This window comes from Rhodococcus sp. BP-316 (genome assembly GCF_019836105.1).
In the GTDB taxonomy this organism is placed as follows: Bacteria; Actinomycetota; Actinomycetes; order Mycobacteriales; family Mycobacteriaceae; genus Rhodococcoides.
Genome location: NZ_JABUEE010000001.1, coordinates 413,802 through 430,563, shown reverse-complemented (window position 1 = coordinate 430,563; position 16,762 = coordinate 413,802). Strand labels below are relative to the sequence as shown.

14 protein-coding genes are annotated in these 16,762 nt (G+C 68.8%); 8 read left to right on the top strand and 6 right to left on the bottom strand.

Annotated features, from left to right (window positions below; all coding sequences use genetic code 11):
- Positions 1 to 42: 42 nt before the first annotated feature.
- Genes HQ312_RS01970 through HQ312_RS01960 form a run of 3 tightly spaced genes read right to left on the bottom strand, consistent with a single transcriptional unit; the run spans position 43 to position 3,875 of the window.
- On the bottom strand, positions 43 to 2,079 hold the full coding sequence (locus HQ312_RS01970) for a fructose-specific PTS transporter subunit EIIC (RefSeq protein WP_222637653.1): 2,037 nt from the start codon (positions 2,077 to 2,079) through the stop codon (positions 43 to 45).
- 48 nt (positions 2,080 to 2,127) lie between these two features.
- Positions 2,128 to 3,111, bottom strand: coding sequence for a 1-phosphofructokinase family hexose kinase (locus tag HQ312_RS01965; protein ID WP_222637652.1), 984 nt, complete (start codon positions 3,109 to 3,111; stop codon positions 2,128 to 2,130).
- Positions 3,108 to 3,875 (bottom strand): DeoR/GlpR family DNA-binding transcription regulator, encoded by a 768-nt coding sequence (locus tag HQ312_RS01960; RefSeq protein ID WP_027505139.1) that lies wholly within the window; start codon positions 3,873 to 3,875, stop codon positions 3,108 to 3,110. The genes HQ312_RS01965 and HQ312_RS01960 overlap by 4 nt, the downstream gene beginning before the upstream one ends.
- A gap of 181 nt (positions 3,876 to 4,056) precedes the next feature.
- On the opposite strand from HQ312_RS01960, the gene HQ312_RS01955 reads away from it, so the two are divergent.
- From HQ312_RS01955 to HQ312_RS01935, 5 genes are all read left to right on the top strand, one after another.
- Positions 4,057 to 5,751 (top strand): phosphoenolpyruvate--protein phosphotransferase, encoded by a 1,695-nt coding sequence (locus HQ312_RS01955; RefSeq protein WP_222637651.1) that lies wholly within the window; start codon positions 4,057 to 4,059, stop codon positions 5,749 to 5,751.
- A 117-nt stretch (positions 5,752 to 5,868) separates the two neighbouring features.
- Positions 5,869 to 7,152 (top strand): uracil-xanthine permease family protein, encoded by a 1,284-nt coding sequence (locus tag HQ312_RS01950; RefSeq protein ID WP_222637650.1) that lies wholly within the window; start codon positions 5,869 to 5,871, stop codon positions 7,150 to 7,152.
- Positions 7,153 to 7,175: 23 nt separating this feature from the next.
- On the top strand, positions 7,176 to 7,610 hold the full coding sequence (locus tag HQ312_RS01945) for a hypothetical protein (protein WP_222637649.1): 435 nt from the start codon (positions 7,176 to 7,178) through the stop codon (positions 7,608 to 7,610).
- A gap of 9 nt (positions 7,611 to 7,619) precedes the next feature.
- On the top strand, positions 7,620 to 8,243 hold the full coding sequence (locus tag HQ312_RS01940) for a YigZ family protein (RefSeq protein WP_222637648.1): 624 nt from the start codon (positions 7,620 to 7,622) through the stop codon (positions 8,241 to 8,243).
- A gap of 158 nt (positions 8,244 to 8,401) precedes the next feature.
- Positions 8,402 to 9,544, top strand: coding sequence for an acyl-CoA dehydrogenase family protein (locus HQ312_RS01935; protein ID WP_027505144.1), 1,143 nt, complete (start codon positions 8,402 to 8,404; stop codon positions 9,542 to 9,544).
- Positions 9,545 to 9,605: 61 nt separating this feature from the next.
- Here HQ312_RS01935 and lexA read toward each other — a convergent pair whose 3' ends face one another.
- Positions 9,606 to 10,388 carry a transcriptional repressor LexA gene (gene lexA / locus HQ312_RS01930; protein ID WP_027505145.1) on the bottom strand — a complete coding sequence of 261 codons (783 nt, stop codon included), beginning with the start codon at positions 10,386 to 10,388 and terminating at the stop codon, positions 9,606 to 9,608.
- A gap of 263 nt (positions 10,389 to 10,651) precedes the next feature.
- Between lexA and HQ312_RS01925 the strand changes: the two genes are divergently transcribed.
- Positions 10,652 to 11,068, top strand: a complete 417-nt coding sequence (locus HQ312_RS01925) for a hypothetical protein (RefSeq protein WP_027505146.1) — start codon at positions 10,652 to 10,654, stop codon at positions 11,066 to 11,068.
- A 112-nt stretch (positions 11,069 to 11,180) separates the two neighbouring features.
- Complete coding sequence (gene nrdR, locus HQ312_RS01920; protein ID WP_027505147.1) at positions 11,181 to 11,678, top strand: transcriptional regulator NrdR; 498 nt, start codon at positions 11,181 to 11,183, stop codon at positions 11,676 to 11,678.
- Between the two features lies 1 nt (position 11,679).
- On the opposite strand, the gene hrpA is transcribed toward nrdR, so the two are convergent.
- Together hrpA and map are read right to left on the bottom strand one after the other, a co-directional pair.
- Positions 11,680 to 15,606: an ATP-dependent RNA helicase HrpA gene (gene hrpA / locus HQ312_RS01915; protein ID WP_222637647.1), complete on the bottom strand. Its 3,927-nt coding sequence runs from the start codon at positions 15,604 to 15,606 to the stop codon at positions 11,680 to 11,682.
- A 20-nt stretch (positions 15,607 to 15,626) separates the two neighbouring features.
- Positions 15,627 to 16,394 (bottom strand): type I methionyl aminopeptidase, encoded by a 768-nt coding sequence (gene map, locus HQ312_RS01910; RefSeq protein WP_027505149.1) that lies wholly within the window; start codon positions 16,392 to 16,394, stop codon positions 15,627 to 15,629.
- Between the two features lie 79 nt (positions 16,395 to 16,473).
- On the opposite strand from map, the gene HQ312_RS01905 reads away from it, so the two are divergent.
- Complete coding sequence (locus HQ312_RS01905; RefSeq protein ID WP_027505150.1) at positions 16,474 to 16,740, top strand: helix-turn-helix domain-containing protein; 267 nt, start codon at positions 16,474 to 16,476, stop codon at positions 16,738 to 16,740.
- Positions 16,741 to 16,762 lie beyond the last annotated feature (22 nt).

Genomic DNA, 16,762 nt, shown 5'->3' with positions numbered 1-16,762 from the left:
CTGGTGTCGATACTGCCAGCTGTGGGGGTGGTGACGTGGGTGTCAGGCTGCGACGGCGACGGGTTCGTCGACGATCTCCGCAGGCTTCTTGCCGGCGAACTGCTTGGCCGCGGTGATGAGCGCCGCGGAGACCACGGTGCCGATCGCCAGAGCCAGCAGGAACAGGAAGAAGTTGTTCATCGCGAAGAACACCAGCAGTCCGCCGTGGGGCGCGCTGAGCGTCGTCCCGAAGGACATGATCAGGGCGCCGGTCACAGCGCCGCCGGCCATCATCGAGGGGATGACGCGCAGAGGGTCGGTCGCGGCGAACGGGATCGCACCTTCGGAGATGAACGCAGCCCCGAGAAGCCATGCAGCCTTGCCGTTCTCGCGTTCTGCCTCGCTGTAGAGCTTCGGACGCAGAGTCGACGAGAGTGCCATGGCGAGCGGGGGAACCATACCGGCAGCCATGACGGCGGCCATGATGCGCAGCGATGCCTCGTTGTCGACGCTGAGCCCGGCGGTGGCGAAGGCGTAGGCGGCCTTGTTCACCGGTCCACCGAGGTCGAAGCACATCATGAGGCCCAGGATGATGCCGAGGATGATGACCGACGAGCCCGAGAGGCCGTTGAGGAAGTTGGTCAGGCCGGTGGTGATGGCAGCGAGCGGGCGACCCAGCACGAGGAACATCAGACCGCCGACGACGAGGGTCGCACCCAGCGGGATGATGACGACGGGCATCAGGCCACGGAGCCACGGCGGCACCGCGATCCGGCTGATCCACAGCGCCACGAAGCCGGCGATGAGGCCACCGACGAGGCCACCGATGAAGCCGGCACCGACGAACAGGGCCACCGCACCGGCGGTGAAGCCGGGAGCCAGACCGGGACGGTCCGCGATGGCGAAGGCGATGTAACCGGACAGGGCCGGGACGAGGAAGCCGAAGGCCAGGCCGCCGAGCTGGAACAGCACCGCACCGATGAAGATGCGGAGCCCGCCGTCGGGCAGGTTGGTGAGGCTGTTGTTGGTCATGATGTCCTCGGCGACACCCTTGATCTCGTATCCACCGAGAAGGAAGCCGAGGGCGATGAGGAGTCCACCGGCCGCGACGAACGGGATCATGTAACTGACACCGGTCAGGAGGATCTGGCGCAACCGGGTGCCCCAGCCGAGTCCACCGGCAGCGGCAGCAGCGGACGCTCCCGGTGCGGTGCCGGAGACGCGTGCGGCATTAGGGTCACCGCCGGCGTGCAGAGCCTCGGCGACCATCTTGTCGGGCTCGTTGATAGCGCGCTTGACGCCGGACTCGATGACGGGCTTGCCCGCGAAGCGCTCGCGGCCCTTGACGCCCACGTCGGTCGCGAAGATGACGGCCTCGGCTGACGCGATGAGAGCTGGGTCCAGTGCCGTGGAGCCGCTCGAGCCCTGCGTCTCGACGTGCACGGTGACGCCCGCACGGTCGCCGGCGTCCTTGAGTGAGTCGGCAGCCATGTAGGTGTGGGCGATGCCGGTGGGGCACGCGGTGATGGCGACGATGTGCTTGGCAGCGTCCGCCGTGGCGGTCGGAGCGGGAGGAGCGGTCTTCGTGGTGGTGACGGGGGCAGCGGCCTTCGGAGCTTTCGGGGCCAGAACGCCCTCGACCAGTGCGACGACGTCGGCGGGGGTGGCCGCCTCGCGCAGCGATGTCACGAATGCGGGCTTGACCAGCGCGCGTGCGAGCGAGGACAGCAGCTTCATGTGCTCCGCGCCTGCGCCCTCCGGTGCGGCGATGAGGAAGACCAGGTCCGCGTCGCCGTCGGGTGCGCCGAACTCGACCTTCGGGTTCAGGCGAGCGAATCCGAGCGATGCCGTCGTGACCGCGGCGGAGCGGCAGTGTGGAATCGCGATGCCGCCGGGCAGGCCGGTGGCCGACTGCGCCTCACGAGCCATCGCGGCGTCGCGCAGGGCGTCGGCATCCGATGCACGGCCCGCGTCGGTGAGGACGCGAGCGAGGCGGGCGATGACATCGTCCTTCGTCGAGCCGAGATCGGCGTCGAGCAGGATGAGGTCCTCGGCGATGATGCCGGGCTTGGCATCGTGAGCCGTGGTGGGACTGGACATGTCGTTTCCTCTGGGAGTGGAGTGGAGCTGGGGGATCAGGACTGGGGATCAGGACTGGGGTACGGCGGGTGACGAGTCGAGGGTGTGGACGGGGACGGCAGTGACGTCGACGTCGGACGGCGTCGGCAACCGGGTGCCCGGTAGGGCGGCGGCTGCGGATCCGTAGGCGACGGCCCGGGCGAGTCGACCGGCACCGTCCTCGCCGTCGAGATCGGCCAGGATGTATCCGGCCAACGACGAGTCGCCCGCGCCGACGGTGCTTCGCGGGGTGATCGGGGGAGGGGTGGCGAACCACGACCCTGTCGCGGTGACCAGGACGGCCCCGGACCCACCGAGTGTCGCCAGGACGGCAGCCACTCCGCGGTCGACGAGAACGCGCGCGGCCTCGACCGTGGGATACGGGTCACCCTGTGCGGCACTGGCTTCGAGAGCCGCGCCGTCGTGTCCGGTGAGGTGTGCGAGTTCTTCCGCGTTCGGCTTGATCAGGTCCGGTGCCGTGGCGGGGAAGCCCGCGGCGAGCGCCGAGAGGGGATCGTCGGAGGTGTCCACGGCAACCTTGGCCGACACCTCGTGCAGCGCGGTGACGAGGCGGCCGTACCAGGTGGCGTCGATTCCGGGCGGGATCGATCCGGACAGGACGACCCAGTCGGCACGCTGCGCGAGTTCCAGGACCGACGCCATCAGGGCGTCGACCGTCTCGGGTGCCAGTCCGGCCCCGGGCTCGTTGATCTTGGTCGTCGTGCCGTCGGACTCGCTGATGGTCAGGTTCGTGCGCGCGACACCCGACGTGGGTACGGCGTGGTACCGGACTCCGAGGGTGCCGAGCGCGCTGAGCAGCGGATCGGATCCGCTGCACGGGAGTACCGCGGTGGCGGTCCGACCGGCGGAGGTGACGACGCGTGCGACGTTGACCCCCTTGCCGCCGGGTTCCGTCGTGGTCATCGCGCTGCGATGCACCGAGCCGCGCACCAACGGCACGTCGAGGGTGACGGTGCGATCCATGCTGGGGTTGGCCGTCAGGGTGAGGATCATGCGACCACCACCTCCAATCCGTGTTGCTGCAGACGGGTGCAGTCGGTGTCGGTGATGCCGTCGTCGGTGACGAGGACGTCCACACAGTCGAGTGCGGCGAAGGACATGAAGAACTGCAGGCCGATCTTGGCCGAGTCCGCGACGACGATCACGCGGTCCGCCGCGCTCACCATCGCGCGCTTGACGGCGGCCTCGTCGGTGTCGGGCGTCGAGAGACCGTGGCCGACGCTGATCGCGTTGGTGCCCATGAACGTCACGTCGACACGCACGGTCCCGAGCACTCGCAGGGTGTCCTCGCCGACGGTCGCCTGCGTGACACCGCGGACGCGGCCACCGAGCAGGTGGAGATCCAGGGACGGAACCGCGGCGAGACGCGTCGCGATGGGAAGCGAGTTGGTCACCACCGTCAGATCCGACTCGACGGGGATCAGCGCGGCGAGGCGACCGGTGGTGGTGCCGGCATCGAGCGCGATGGATCCGCCGGGTGCAGGCAGGTAGGCGAGGGCGGCAGCGGCGATGCGGTCCTTCTCCTTCGCGCGGGTGTGTTCGCGCTCGGCCATCCCTGGCTCCACCGCGGTGACCGACGTGGCGGGCACTGCGCCACCGTGGACTCGGCGCACGACGCCCATACGGTCGAGCGAGGCCAGGTCACGGCGCACGGTCTCGGTGGTGACACCGAACGTGTCGGCCAGGTCGGCGACGGAGACGCGACCGCGCTGTCCGATGAGGCCGGCGATGGCGTTCTGCCGCTCTTCCGCGTACATCGTGTTCACCGCCCCTCCGTCCGATCCGTTGTTTCACTGTTGGTTTATGTTGTTTTACGCCCGTCTCTGTTGACATGTCAAGAGGTTCGAGTAATCTGAGTCACAAGAGCCATCGCGGGAGACGCGATGCACAGCGGGTAGGCGAGATGCCCCCGCACCACCGCGCAGCAGGAGGAAGCAGATGACGGGATCGCTCACCGCGAACGAGGCACAGCCGACGGCCCACGCGGTGCAGGGCACGCCGGTGGTGCCCGGCGTCGGCTACGGCCCCGCGATCCGCCCGGCGCCGCGCCCCTCACGTCCCGACACGGCCGTCGAGATCGCCGAGGACGCGCGCGATGCAGAGAAGGAGCGCTTCCGCGCCGCGGCGGCCGAGGTCGGTCGACGTCTGCAGGCCCGTGCCGCACTGGCAACCGGCTCCGCGTCCGAGGTGCTCGCCGCCAACGCCGCGATGGCCGAGGACCGCGGGTGGATCGGCGCCGGCGTCAAGGCCATCGGCAAGGGTTCCGACGCCGCGTACGCCGCCGTCACCGCGACGGACCAGTTCGTCGCCATGTTCGCCAAGCTCGGCGGACGCATGGCCGAGCGCATCACCGACCTCATGGACATCTGCGACCGCGTGATCGCCGAGCTGTCCGATCTCCCGGAGCCCGGCGTGCCCACCCCGTCGGAGCCCTCGGTTCTCCTGGCGGAGGACCTCGCACCCGCCGACACCGCGGGACTCGACGCCACGCTGGTCGTCGGCCTCGCGACCTCGCTCGGTGGACCCACCAGCCACACCGCGATCATCGCCCGTCAGCTCGGCATCCCGTGCATCGTCGCGGCGACGGGCCTCGACGACGTCCCCGCCGGGACGCTCGTCATGGTGGACGGCACCACCGGCCGCATCGAGATCGAGCCCGATCCGTCCACGGCACGCTCCGCGGTCGAGGAATCGGCCACCCACCTCGCCGAGGTCGCCGACTGGAGCGGGCCCGGCCGGACGTCCGACGGTCACCGTGTCGACATCCTCGCGAACGTGCAGGACGGCGCCGGCGCTCGCGCAGCCCGGTCGACCGCGGCCGACGGCGTCGGACTCTTCCGCACCGAACTCAGCTTCCTCGACCGCGACGTCGAGCCCACCGTCGACGAGCAGGCCTCGATCTACGCCGAGGTGCTCACCGCGTTCGAGGGCACCAAGGTGGTCGTCCGCACGCTCGACGCCGGCTCGGACAAGCCGCTGCGCTTCGCGAACCACGCCGACGAGGCCAACCCGGCCCTCGGAGTGCGTGGCATCCGTATCGCCGAGGGCAATCGCGGCATCCTGCACCGCCAGCTCGACGCCATCGCGGCCGCAGCGGCCTCGACCGAGTCGTCTCCGTGGGTGATGGCCCCGATGATCGCCACGTCCGCCGAGGCGCAGGCCTTCGCCGCCGACGTGCGGGAACGCGGGCTCACCCCCGGCGTCATGATCGAGGTGCCCGCCGCGGCGCTGCTCGCGGACCGGATCCTCGATCACGTCGACTTCCTGTCCATCGGAACCAACGACCTCGCGCAGTACACGATGGCGGCCGACCGCATGTCCGCCGACCTGGCCGCACTGACCGATCCGTGGCAGCCCGCAGTCCTGACGCTCGTCGCCCACGCGGCGAAGGCCGGCGCAGCGGTGAACAAGCCTGTCGGAGTCTGCGGAGAGGCCGCCGCGGACCCGTTGTTGGCCTGTGTCCTCGTCGGCTTCGGCGTCACGTCCCTCTCGGCCGCGTCGGCCGCCGTGGCCGGTGTCGGCGCGAAGCTCGGCACCGTGACGCTCGAGCAGTGCAAGGCCGCGGCCGAGGCCGTGCTGTCCACCTCCAGCCCGGCCGAAGCACGCGAGGTTGCCGCCGGCCTGCTCGGGTGATGCGCTCCCGCCCTCCGACCGCCCTCCGGCCTTCCCGGTGACCTGCCGACCGGCCTCCGGCCTTCCCGGTGACCTGCCGACCGGCCTCCGGCCTTCCCGCATGACATCATTTCCGCCGTGACGACAACTCGATCCAGGCAGTTCTTCCCTCGCTGGTCCGTCCACGGTGACGGTCGCACCGTGGCGCCCGACGCGGTCGTCGCCCCCGACGAACGGCTCTCGTGGCCGCGCACGATCGGGATCGGGATGCAGCATGTCGTCGCGATGTTCGGCGCCACTCTGCTGGTGCCGACCATCACCGGGTTCCCGGTCACGACGACGCTGTTCTTCTCCGGTCTGGGTACCGCGATCTTCCTGTTGGCCACGCGCGGCCGGATCCCGAGCTACCTGGGCTCGTCCTTCGCCTTCATCGCACCCTTGGCGGCGACGGCGGGCGACGGTCCCGCTGCGCAGCTCGGCGCGGTGCTCGTGGTGGGCGTGGTGTTGTTCCTGGTCGGCCTGCTCGTCCGGCTGGCAGGGAGCCGCGTCCTCGACGCCGTCATGCCGCCGCTCGTGACCGGCGCGATCGTGGCGCTCATCGGCCTGAACCTCGCGTCCACCGCCGCGACCTCGTACGAAGCTCAGCCGCTCGTCGCGACCGTGACTCTCGTGGCGGTCCTGCTGGTCACCGTCGCGGTGCCGGGGCTGATCGGTCGCCTCGGCATCCTCGTCGGCGTCGCCGTGGGATGGGTGTTCGCTGCCGTCACCGGTGCTCTCGATCCCGCACGCGTCGACGCACTCGGTAGCGCGTCGTGGATCGGACTGCCCGAGTTCACTGGCCCCTCGTTCCAGCTGTCCGTCGTGCTCGTCGCCCTGCCCGTCGTCGTGGTGCTCGTCGCCGAGAACGTCGGTCACGTGAAGGCGGTCGCGGCGATGACGGGTCGGTCCCTCGACGACGTCGCCGGTGACGCCCTCATGGCGGACGGCGCGGCGACCGTCCTCGCCGGTGCCGGTGGTGGTTCGGGCACCACGACCTACGCGGAGAACATCGGCGTCATGGCCGCCACCCGCGTGTACTCCACCGCTGCCTACTGGGTCGCCGCCGCCACGGCGCTGGTGCTCTCGTTCTCCCCGAAGTTCGGCGCTCTGATCTTCACGGTCCCGAGCGGTGTCATCGGCGGCGCGACGCTCGTGCTCTACGGTCTCATCGGCCTTCTCGGCGTGCGGATCTGGCAGGAAGCGGGGATCGACTTCACCAAGCCGCTCAACCTGATGGTCGCGGCGGCCGCCCTCGTCGCCGGTGTCGGTGACTTGACGCTGACCATCGGATCCGTCGAACTCGGCGGCATCGTGTGGGGCTCGGTCGGCATCCTGGTCGCGTACCCGGTGCTGCGCGCGCTGTCGGAGCGGCGACGAGACTGAGCGGTCTGTGCCACGCTGAAGCGGTGAGCCACCCACACCTCGACCCGATGCGACCCGTGCGCCTCGCGCCGGACGAGTGGCCGTCGACGCCGGCGTGGAAGGTTCCGCTGATCGGCGTCGTCTGGGTTGCAATCGTCGTGGCGACCTTCGCGCTGCCGAACTCTGTTGCTCGTGCGGCCGTTGCGGCTGTTGCCCTGATCGTTGCTGTGGTTCTCGCCGTTGCGTCGACGAGGCGGACCGTGCGCGAGAGCGGCGACCAGCGCATCTCCTGGTTGCGCGGCCCCGCGGTGCGTCGCCGTGACGTCGACCTGCTGCGGAGTGCCAGTGGTTCGGCGGTGGTCGTCGTCGGCTTCGCTCTGAACGGCGTGCCGGGTCAGTACTGGTGGGTGACTCTGGCAATCGTCGCCTGGGTTCTGCCGCCACTCGTCCTGCAGGCTCGGCACAATCGCCGCGTCTAGGCTGGCTCCGTGCCGCATGCCCTCGTCGCGACCCGACACATCGATGCGGAAACGGTGATCGAGCGGAGCCGGTTCCTCGCCCGCGTGGTCACCGTCCACACCGAGTCCGAGGCGCTCGACGTGGTCGCTGCGGTGTCGGCAGAGTTTCCCGATGCGGGCCACCACTGTTGGGCTTTCGTCGTCGGCGCAGATCAGGAGCACCGCCGTCAGCGCGCATCGGACGACGGCGAACCTGGCGGTACGGCAGGTGTTCCGATGCTCGGCGTGCTGACCGGCCGCGACCTGGTCGATGTGGTGGCCGTCGTCAGTCGGTGGTTCGGGGGCGTCAAGCTCGGCGCCGGTGGCTTGGTGCGCGCCTACTCGGGCGCGGTGAGTGCGGCGCTCGACCGCGCGGAGGTCGGCGAGCTCGCGCGAGTCGACGTCCTCGAGATGGACTTGTCCCATGCTGATGCCGGTCGGGTGGAGGGCGTCCTGCGAGTGCACGGATTCGCCGTCGACGACGTCGCCTACGGATCCGACGTGCGGCTCCGGGTGATCGGTGACGGCGACCGGCTCGACGGTGTCCTCGCGTCCGCGACCGGCGGCGGTGTGGTGGCCGAGCGCGTCGGGCACCGATGGGTGCTCGAGCTCTAGGGCGGCTGGGTGCGCTGAGCCGCGGATACCGCGGCTCAGCACACCGGATCCGCCCAGCGACGCCGAGGTCACCGAACGTGCTCGCACTGGTCATCGACCCCGCTCGTACCTGGTTCTAGGCTCGAGACAGATCCGCCGTACGCACGACGAGGAGAATCATGAAGCGCACGTTGTTCGAGCCCGAGCACGACCTGTTCCGCAGCTCGTACAAGAAGTTTCTCGAGCAGCACGTCGCGCCGCATCACGCGGAGTGGGAGACGCAGAACATCGTCGACAGAGGTGTCTGGGTCGAGGCCGGTAAGCAGGGCTTCCTGGGCATGGCAGTGCCGGAGGAGTTCGGCGGCGGCGGAGTCAAGGACTTCCGCTACAACGCCATCGTCACCGAGGAGACCACGGCCGGTGGGTACAGCGGCATCGGTTTCACGCTGCACAACGACGTCGTCGCTCCGTACCTCATCGAGCTGACGAACGACGAGCAGAAGCAGCGCTGGTTGCCCGGGTTCTGCTCCGGTGAGCTGATCACCGCGATCGCGATGACCGAGCCGGGCACGGGCAGTGACCTGCAGGGCATCAAGACCAAGGCCGTCCGTGACGGTGACGACTGGGTGCTCAACGGCTCCAAGACGTTCATCACCAACGGCATCAACGCCGACATCGTCATCGTGGTGGCGTGCACCGATCCGGAGAAGGGCGCGCAGGGCTTCAGCCTGTTCGTCGTCGAGCGCGACATGCCGGGCTTCGAGCGCGGCCGCAACCTCGACAAGATCGGTATGAAGGCGCAGGACACCGCGGAGCTCAGCTTCACCGACGTCCGCATCCCTGCCGCCAACATGCTCGGTCAGGAGGGTATGGGCTTCATCTACCTGATGCAGAACCTGCCGCAGGAGCGCCTGTCGATCGCCGTCGTCGCGGCTGCCGCGATGGAGTCCGCGCTCGCGATGACGATCCAGTACTGCAAGGACCGCAAGGCGTTCGGCAAGCCGATCGGCAAGTTCCAGAACACGCGATTCGTGCTGGCGGAGTGCGCGACCGAGACGACTGCCGTCCGCATCATGGTGGACAAGTACATCGAGCAGCTCAACGCGAACGAGCTGTCGGTCCAGGAAGCCGCCATGGCGAAGTGGTGGACCACCGAGAACCAGGTCAAGCTCATCGACCGGTGCCTGCAGCTGCACGGTGGCTACGGCTACATGAAGGAGTACCCGATCGCCAAGGCGTACATGGACTCCCGCGTGCAGACCATCTACGGCGGCACGACGGAGATCATGAAGGAGATCATCGGTCGCGGTCTGGACCTGTAGGAACCTCGAACACGACGACGCCGGCGCTGGACATCCAGCGCCGGCGTTCGTGTGTCCGGAATCAGAGCTTGCGCATCACGGTGACGACCTTGCCCAGCACCACGGCGTCGTTCCCGGGAATGGGCTCGAACAGGTCGTTGTGGGGGAGCAGCCAGACGTCCCCACCAGTCCGCTTGAACGTCTTGACGGTGGCCTCTCCGTCGATCATGGCGGCGACGATGTCCCCGTTGTCGGCCACGTTCTGCTGACGCACGACCACCCAGTCACCGTCGCAGATGGCGGCGTCGATCATCGACTCACCGACGACGCGGAGAAGGAACAGCGAGCCGGACCCGACGAGCTCGCGCGGAAGCGGGAACACGTCCTCGACGGCCTGCTCCGCGAGAATCGGACCACCCGCGGCGATACGTCCCAGGACGGGGACGAAGGTCGGTGCGGGCAGGCGATCGTCGTCCGACGACGGTGTGTCCGCGCTGTCGAGGTGATTCGTGGTGTCCGCGGCGACGAGATCGTCCTGCGCGACGGCAGAGACCTCTTCGGGGCGCCCGTTCTCGCCCGGCAGACGCACGTCGACGGCGCGGGGACGGTTGGGGTCGCGGCGCAGGAACCCCTTGCGTTCGAGGGTGCGCAGTTGATGCGCGACCGACGAGGTGGACGTCAATCCGACGGCGTCACCGATCTCCCGGATGCTCGGCGGATAGCCGCGTTCGACGACCGACGCACGGATCACCTCGAGCACTCGCCGCTGACGTTCGGTGAGACCGGACTCGGTGTCGGCGGTCGTGGCCGAGCCGGTCGCTGACGCGCGCCCGCCGACCGTGCCGGATGAGCTGTCGTCCTTCATCGAGATACCTCCATCGGTAGCAGTGGACGTGGGGCAGGTGGTGCTGGTGTCACGTCCGTTGTGCGTGTGTCGAACCTAAACCGAAACGGGACTCGGATCAAACACCTGTTCGAAGCGTGTCGCGTGTTCGATGCACTTTGTCGGACCGGACTGCTATACATCGAACATGCGTTCATTCGAACGCGTGGGCGAATGTGTTGTTCGAACACCTCGGTGCATCGGCGACGCGGACGGCCACCGGCTATCCACGAGGAGTGGTTGCAATGACTCGAAGTGACCTGCTGACTGTCGGCACCGCACGTTCCATCGACATGCATGCACCCGTCCGCACGCGCTGGACCTGCGACGACGATTCCTACTGGGGTGTGGCCGACCGCGCGGCCGGGTCCACGACGACCGACGTGCGCGAGCGCACCACGGTCCGCCGCAGCCCCGCTCCGCGCGACTCCCGCCGCCCCGACGGCGGCACTGTCGACTACCGTCGCCGCTCGAACGGTGTCTCGCAGGTCGAACACCGCACTCGTCGGGGACACGGATTCGCGACGCCCATCGCTGTGGCGCTGATCACAGCAGTGTCCGTTTTGGGGCTGGTGGGGTTGGCGAACATGCGCTCCGCCGACGTTCCGGCACAGCCGTCCATCTCGGAGCAGGTGGAGATGGGCGTCGTCTCCGGACGCTGACACCGGCCGGACACGCCCCCGGGGCCGCGGAAGGCCGTCCCGGTACGCTGGACACACCGAGAGCCGCCGTGGCGCTCGAAAAATGCCCGAGCCATCGAGGGGTCTCTGTCCGATGCACTGCCCGTTCTGCCGTCACCCCGACTCGCGCGTCGTCGATTCGCGTGAAGCGGAAGAGGGCCAGGCGATCCGGCGGCGTCGTTCCTGCCCCGAATGCGGTCGACGCTTCACCACGGTGGAGACAGCAGTGCTCTCCGTCGTGAAACGCAGTGGCGTGAGTGAGCCGTTCAGTCGCGAGAAGGTGGTCAAGGGAGTCCGTCGGGCCTGCCAGGGCCGCCAGGTCGACAACGACGCGCTCGTCCTCCTCGCCCAGCAGGTCGAGGACACGGTGCGGGCTTCCGGGTCGGCCGAGATCCCCAGCAACGAGGTAGGGCTCGCCATCCTCGGGCCACTGCGCGATCTCGACGAGGTGGCCTACCTCCGATTCGCCTCCGTCTACCGCTCGTTCAGCAGTGCGGACGACTTCGAGCGCGAGATCGAGGACCTTCGTCGCCACCGCGCCGAGCACGATGCCGCCCCCGCCCAGGACGCGGAGCCCGCCGCTCAGCGGTGAGTCAGCGCCGCACCGCACGTCGGACGTCGTCGATGGCCTTGCGCACCCGCTTCTCGCTCACCGGGTACAGCGTTCCCAGGGTCTGAGCGAACAGGTTGACCCTCAGCTCCTCGATCATCCAGGCGATCTCCCGCACGGCATCGCTGCGGCCCACCGAGTCCGGTACCGACCCGAGCAGGGCGTCGTAGTCCGCATAGACGCGGTCCAGCACGTCCATCCCCGCCGCGTCGCGGCGAGCGCTGGACGGGAATGCGCGAAGTCGGCGCTCGGCCGCCTCGAGGTAGCGCGGAAGATGTGGCAGGTGCGCTTCGCCGGTCTCGAAGACGTAACCGGGGAAGATCAGCCCGTCGAGCTGCTGGCGCACGTCGTCCGCGGCATCACCCGTCGCGTCGTCGAGTGCGAGGCGGACCCTCGTCGCGGCACCGAGAGATGGTTCCGCCACCCGGAGCACCGCGGCCGTCCGGCCGGCGAGCTCGCCCCGGACCGCCTTCTCCAGCACCGCATACGCCTCGGGCGTGGACACCGGGCCGCCGTGCTTCATCATGAGCTCGTCGGCCGCGAGGGTGCGGCAGTCCTCGACGAACGCCTCGATGCTTCCGTGCGGATTCTGCCCCAGCGCGAGCCGCTGAGCCGGGGAGCGTCCGGTGAGCAGATTCTTGGTCGACAATGGGATGGCGTCGAGCAGGAGGCGTCGGGTGCCCTCGCGCATCGCTGCTCGCTGCTCGGCGGCGGTGCCCAGGACACGAACGGCGACCCCGCCCTTCTCGGGAACCAGGGCGGGATACCCGGTCACCTTCTGCGAGTTGACCGTTCGGGTGACGGTGGGCTCGAGTGTGCCGATGGTCTCGGACGTCCACCGTGTCACCGGGGCCTTCTCCGAGTCCTTGGCGGCGACGCCGACCGCAGCGGCCGCGGCAGCACCGAGTCGGGTGCGCAAGGCGGAGAGGGACGTGTCCTTGTCCAGTCGACGGCCGCGATCGTCGACCACCACGAACGTCATCTTCAGGTGGCGGGGCAGCGCGGACGGGTCGAAATCCGACGGTGCGATCGGCACGGCGCCCATGCGGGTGAGTTCACGCGACAGTGCGACCAGTAGTGGTTCCGTCCTCGGTCGCATCGCCGCGACGGCGGCCACCGCGTGGTCGGGCGCTGGGACGACGTTGCGGCGCAACTCCTTCGGAAGAGTCTTGATCAGGGCCGTCACCAACTCGACGCGCATGCCGGGGACGAGCCAATCGAATCCGACGTCGGCGACGCGGGGGAGGAGGGCGATGGGAATGGTGATGGTGACGCCGTCGTCCTCCTTGCCCGGCTCGAACTGGTAGGTCAGGGGGAACTGCGCCTCGCCCTGACGCCAGGCGTCGGGGTAGTCGCCCTCGACGACCGCGGCGGCGTCCGGGTTGACGACGGTGGCGCGGTCGAAGTCGAGCAGGTCCGGCGTCGTGCGGGACGCCTTCTTCCACCACCGGTCGAAGTGACGGGCCGACACCACGGTCGCAGGTACACGCTCGTCGTAGAAAGCGAAGAGGGTGTCGTCGTCGACGACGATGTCGCGTCGGCGGGCGCGCGACTCCAGTTCCTCGGCGTCGCTGCGCATCTCCTGGTTCGCGTGGAAGAAGCGGTGGTGCGTCCGCCACTCGCCCTGTACGAGAGCGTGGCGGATGAACAAGTCGCGAGACACCTCGGCATCGATACCGCTGAAGGTGACGGGCCGACGGGCGGCGAGAGGAATGCCGTACAGCGTGACGCGTTCGTAGGCCATCGCCACTTCGCGCTTCGTCGACCAGTGCGGCTCCGAGTACTGGCGTTTGATCAGGTGCGGGGCCAGCTTCTCGGCCCATTCGGGTTCGATGCGCGCACCCATCCGGGCCCAGAGTCTGCTGGTCTCCACGAGTTCGGCCGCCATGATCCAGCGCGGCGGCTTGCGGAACAGGCTCGAACCGGGGAAGACGGCGAAGGTCGACCCACGTGCTCCGAGGAAATCCTTCTTGTCGCCCTCACGAAGACCGATGTGCGACAACAGGCCCGGCAGCAGTGCCTGGTGGATCACGGCATGGTTCGGCTCCGAGGAGTCGCCCGCGTCAGGCATGGTCCAGCCCAGGCTGCGCGTGATCTGGCGCAGCTGACCGTGCAGGTCCTGCCATTCGCGGATCCGCAGGTAATGCAGGAATTCCGATCGGCACATGCGTCGGAACTGGTTGGAGGACAGCTCTCGGCGCTGGTCTCCCAGATACGTCCACAGTTGCCACAGTGCGAGAAAGTCCGAACCTTCCACCACGAAACGCTTGTGCATCTCGTCGGCGGCCTGCTGATGCTCCGCGGGCCGCTCGCGCACGTCCTGGATCGAGAGCGCCGAGACGATGACGAGAACTTCCCGCAGGCATCCGTTGCGGTTGGCCTCGACCAGCATGCGCGCCATGCGCGGGTCGACCGGGAGGCCGGCGAGCTCCTTGCCGAGCGAGGTGAGCACGGGCCCGTCCTCGCCCTGCGACTCGAGCGCCCCGAGTTCGTCGAGCAGGCCCAGGCCGTCACGGATGCTGCGCGGGTCCGGTGCCTCGACGAACGGGAACGCGTCGACGCGGCCCAGTCCCAGCGAGGCCATCTGCAGGATCACCGATGCGAGGTTCGTGCGCAGGATCTCGGGATCCGTGTACTCGGGGCGGGCCTCGAAGTCCTCCTCCGAGTACAGCCGGATGCAGATGCCGTCCGCGACGCGACCGCACCGGCCGGCACGCTGGCGGGCCGACGCCTGCGAGATGGGTTCGATCGGCAGACGCTGCACCTTGGTGCGCAGCGAGTACCGCGAGATGCGCGCGGTTCCGGGGTCGACGACGTACCGGATGCCGGGCACGGTGAGCGACGTCTCGGCGACGTTGGTGGACAACACGACTCGTCGACCGGTGTGGCCGGTGAAGACGCGGTGCTGCTCGGCTGCCGACAGCCGGGCGTAGAGCGGAAGAATCTCGACGTTGCGCAGTCGGCGATCCTTCAGAGCATCGGCGGTGTCGCGGATCTCGCGCTCGCCCGACAGGAACACGAGGACATCGCCCTCCGGTTCGGTGAGCAGTTCCTCGACGGCGTCGCACGTGGCGTCGACCGGGTCGAGTTCGATGGTCTGCTCGCCGTTCTCGACCGTGAGCGGCCGATACCGGACCTCGACGGGGAACGTCCGGCCCGACACCTCGACGATCGGCGCGTCGACCCCGTTCACCGCGAAGTGGTGCGCGAAGCGGCCAGGGTCGATGGTGGCCGAGGTGACGATGACCTTCAGATCGGGACGCTGGGGGAGCAACCGGGCGAGATAGCCCAGGATGAAGTCGATGTTGAGGCTGCGCTCGTGCGCCTCGTCGATGATGATCGTGTCGTACCGACGCAGCAGCCGATCCCGTTGGATCTCGGCGAGCAGGATGCCGTCCGTCATCAGCTTGACGAGGGTGTTGTCGCTGGAGTGGTCGGTGAAGCGCACCGTGTAACCGACGGCGTCGCCGATCTCCTGCCCGAGTTCGTCGGCGATACGTTCCGCGACCGTCCTGGCGGCCAGTCGCCGGGGCTGTGTGTGTCCGATGACGCCCTGGACGCCGCGACCGAGCTCGAGGCAGATCTTCGGAATCTGTGTCGTCTTGCCCGAGCCGGTCTCGCCCGCGACGATGACGACCTGGTTCTCCGCGATGGCGGCTGCGATGTCGTCCTTGCGGGCGGACACCGGCAGTGCCTCGGGGTACGTGATCGTGGGAACGGAGGCTCGACGAGCCGCGATCGTGGCTTCGGCGCGGCCGATGTCGGCAGCGATCGATTCGAGTTCGGCGGGCTTGCGGCTGCGGTCGAGCCGACGGCGCAGCCTGTGCGCGTCACGGAAGGTGAGGTCGGACAGGCGTGCCGTGAGGTCGCGGCGGGTGGGTCCGGAGGACGGGGGAGCAGATGTCGACATGGCTCACGCCAGTTTATCCGTCACCGCGGTGTCAGGATGCGTGGCCCGTCGTCCGTGATCGCGATGGTGTGCTCGGAATGGGCGGTCATGGATCCGTCGGCCGACCGGAGGGTCCATCCGTCCGGGTCCATGACGAGCTTCGCCGTCCCGCGGGACCACCAGGGTTCCAACGCGAGTGTCATGCCGGCCCGTAGTGTCAATCCCGATCCCGCACGGCCGGCGTTGGCCACGTGCGGGTCCTCGTGCATCGTCCGGCCCAGGCCGTGACCACCGAAATCGGTGTTGACCTGCTTTCCGGTCTCCCGGGCGACGTTCTCGATCGCCGCCGAGATGTCCCCGAGTCGCCCACCGACGACGGCCGCGGCGATGCCGGCATCCAGTGCGCGCCGGGTGCTCTCGATCAGTTCGACGTCCGCGGGATCAGGGTTGTCGCCGACGACGACGGTCAGCGCCGAGTCGGCGACCCATCCGTCGATGGAGACAGCGAAGTCCAGGCTCAGGACGTCCCCAGCGGCGAGCGTGTGGTCGAACGGGAGGCCGTGCAGTACACGGTCGTTGACCGACAGGCAGATGACGTTGCGGAACGGCCCGCTGCCGAACTCGGGGGCGTAGTCCCAGTAGCAGGACACCGCGCCGCGGGTGGCGACGAGGTCGCGGCAGTGATGCTCGAGATCCATCAGGTTCACGCCGGGCTGCGCCTGCTCCGACAGCGTCGTCAGTGTCTCGGCCACGAACGCGCCGGTCACCGCCATCTTGTCGATCTCGGCAGGGCCCTTGAGCTCGATCATCCGTCCATCGCTTCCTGTCGGTATTTCAATACCAACGAACGGTAGCAGACCGGTACAGGAATACCGCTATGCTGACCTCGTGGTCCGCATTCCCCTGAGTCCCGAGCAGGTCGAGGCCGGTCGTCGCCTCGGCGCCGTCCTGCGCGCCGCACGAGCGGGACGAGACCCCGAGATCGTCGCCCGTGACGCCCGGATCTCACCCGAGACGCTCCGCAAGATCGAGGTGGGTCGGATCGCGAGCCCCAGCTTCGGGACCGTGCTGCAGATCTGTGCGGCACTGGGACTGCCGGTCTCCGACGCGGTGGACGCATGGCAGGGCGACAGGGAGCATCGCGTCGCGATCTAGTGCTTCGTTGCTCGGCGCCGAG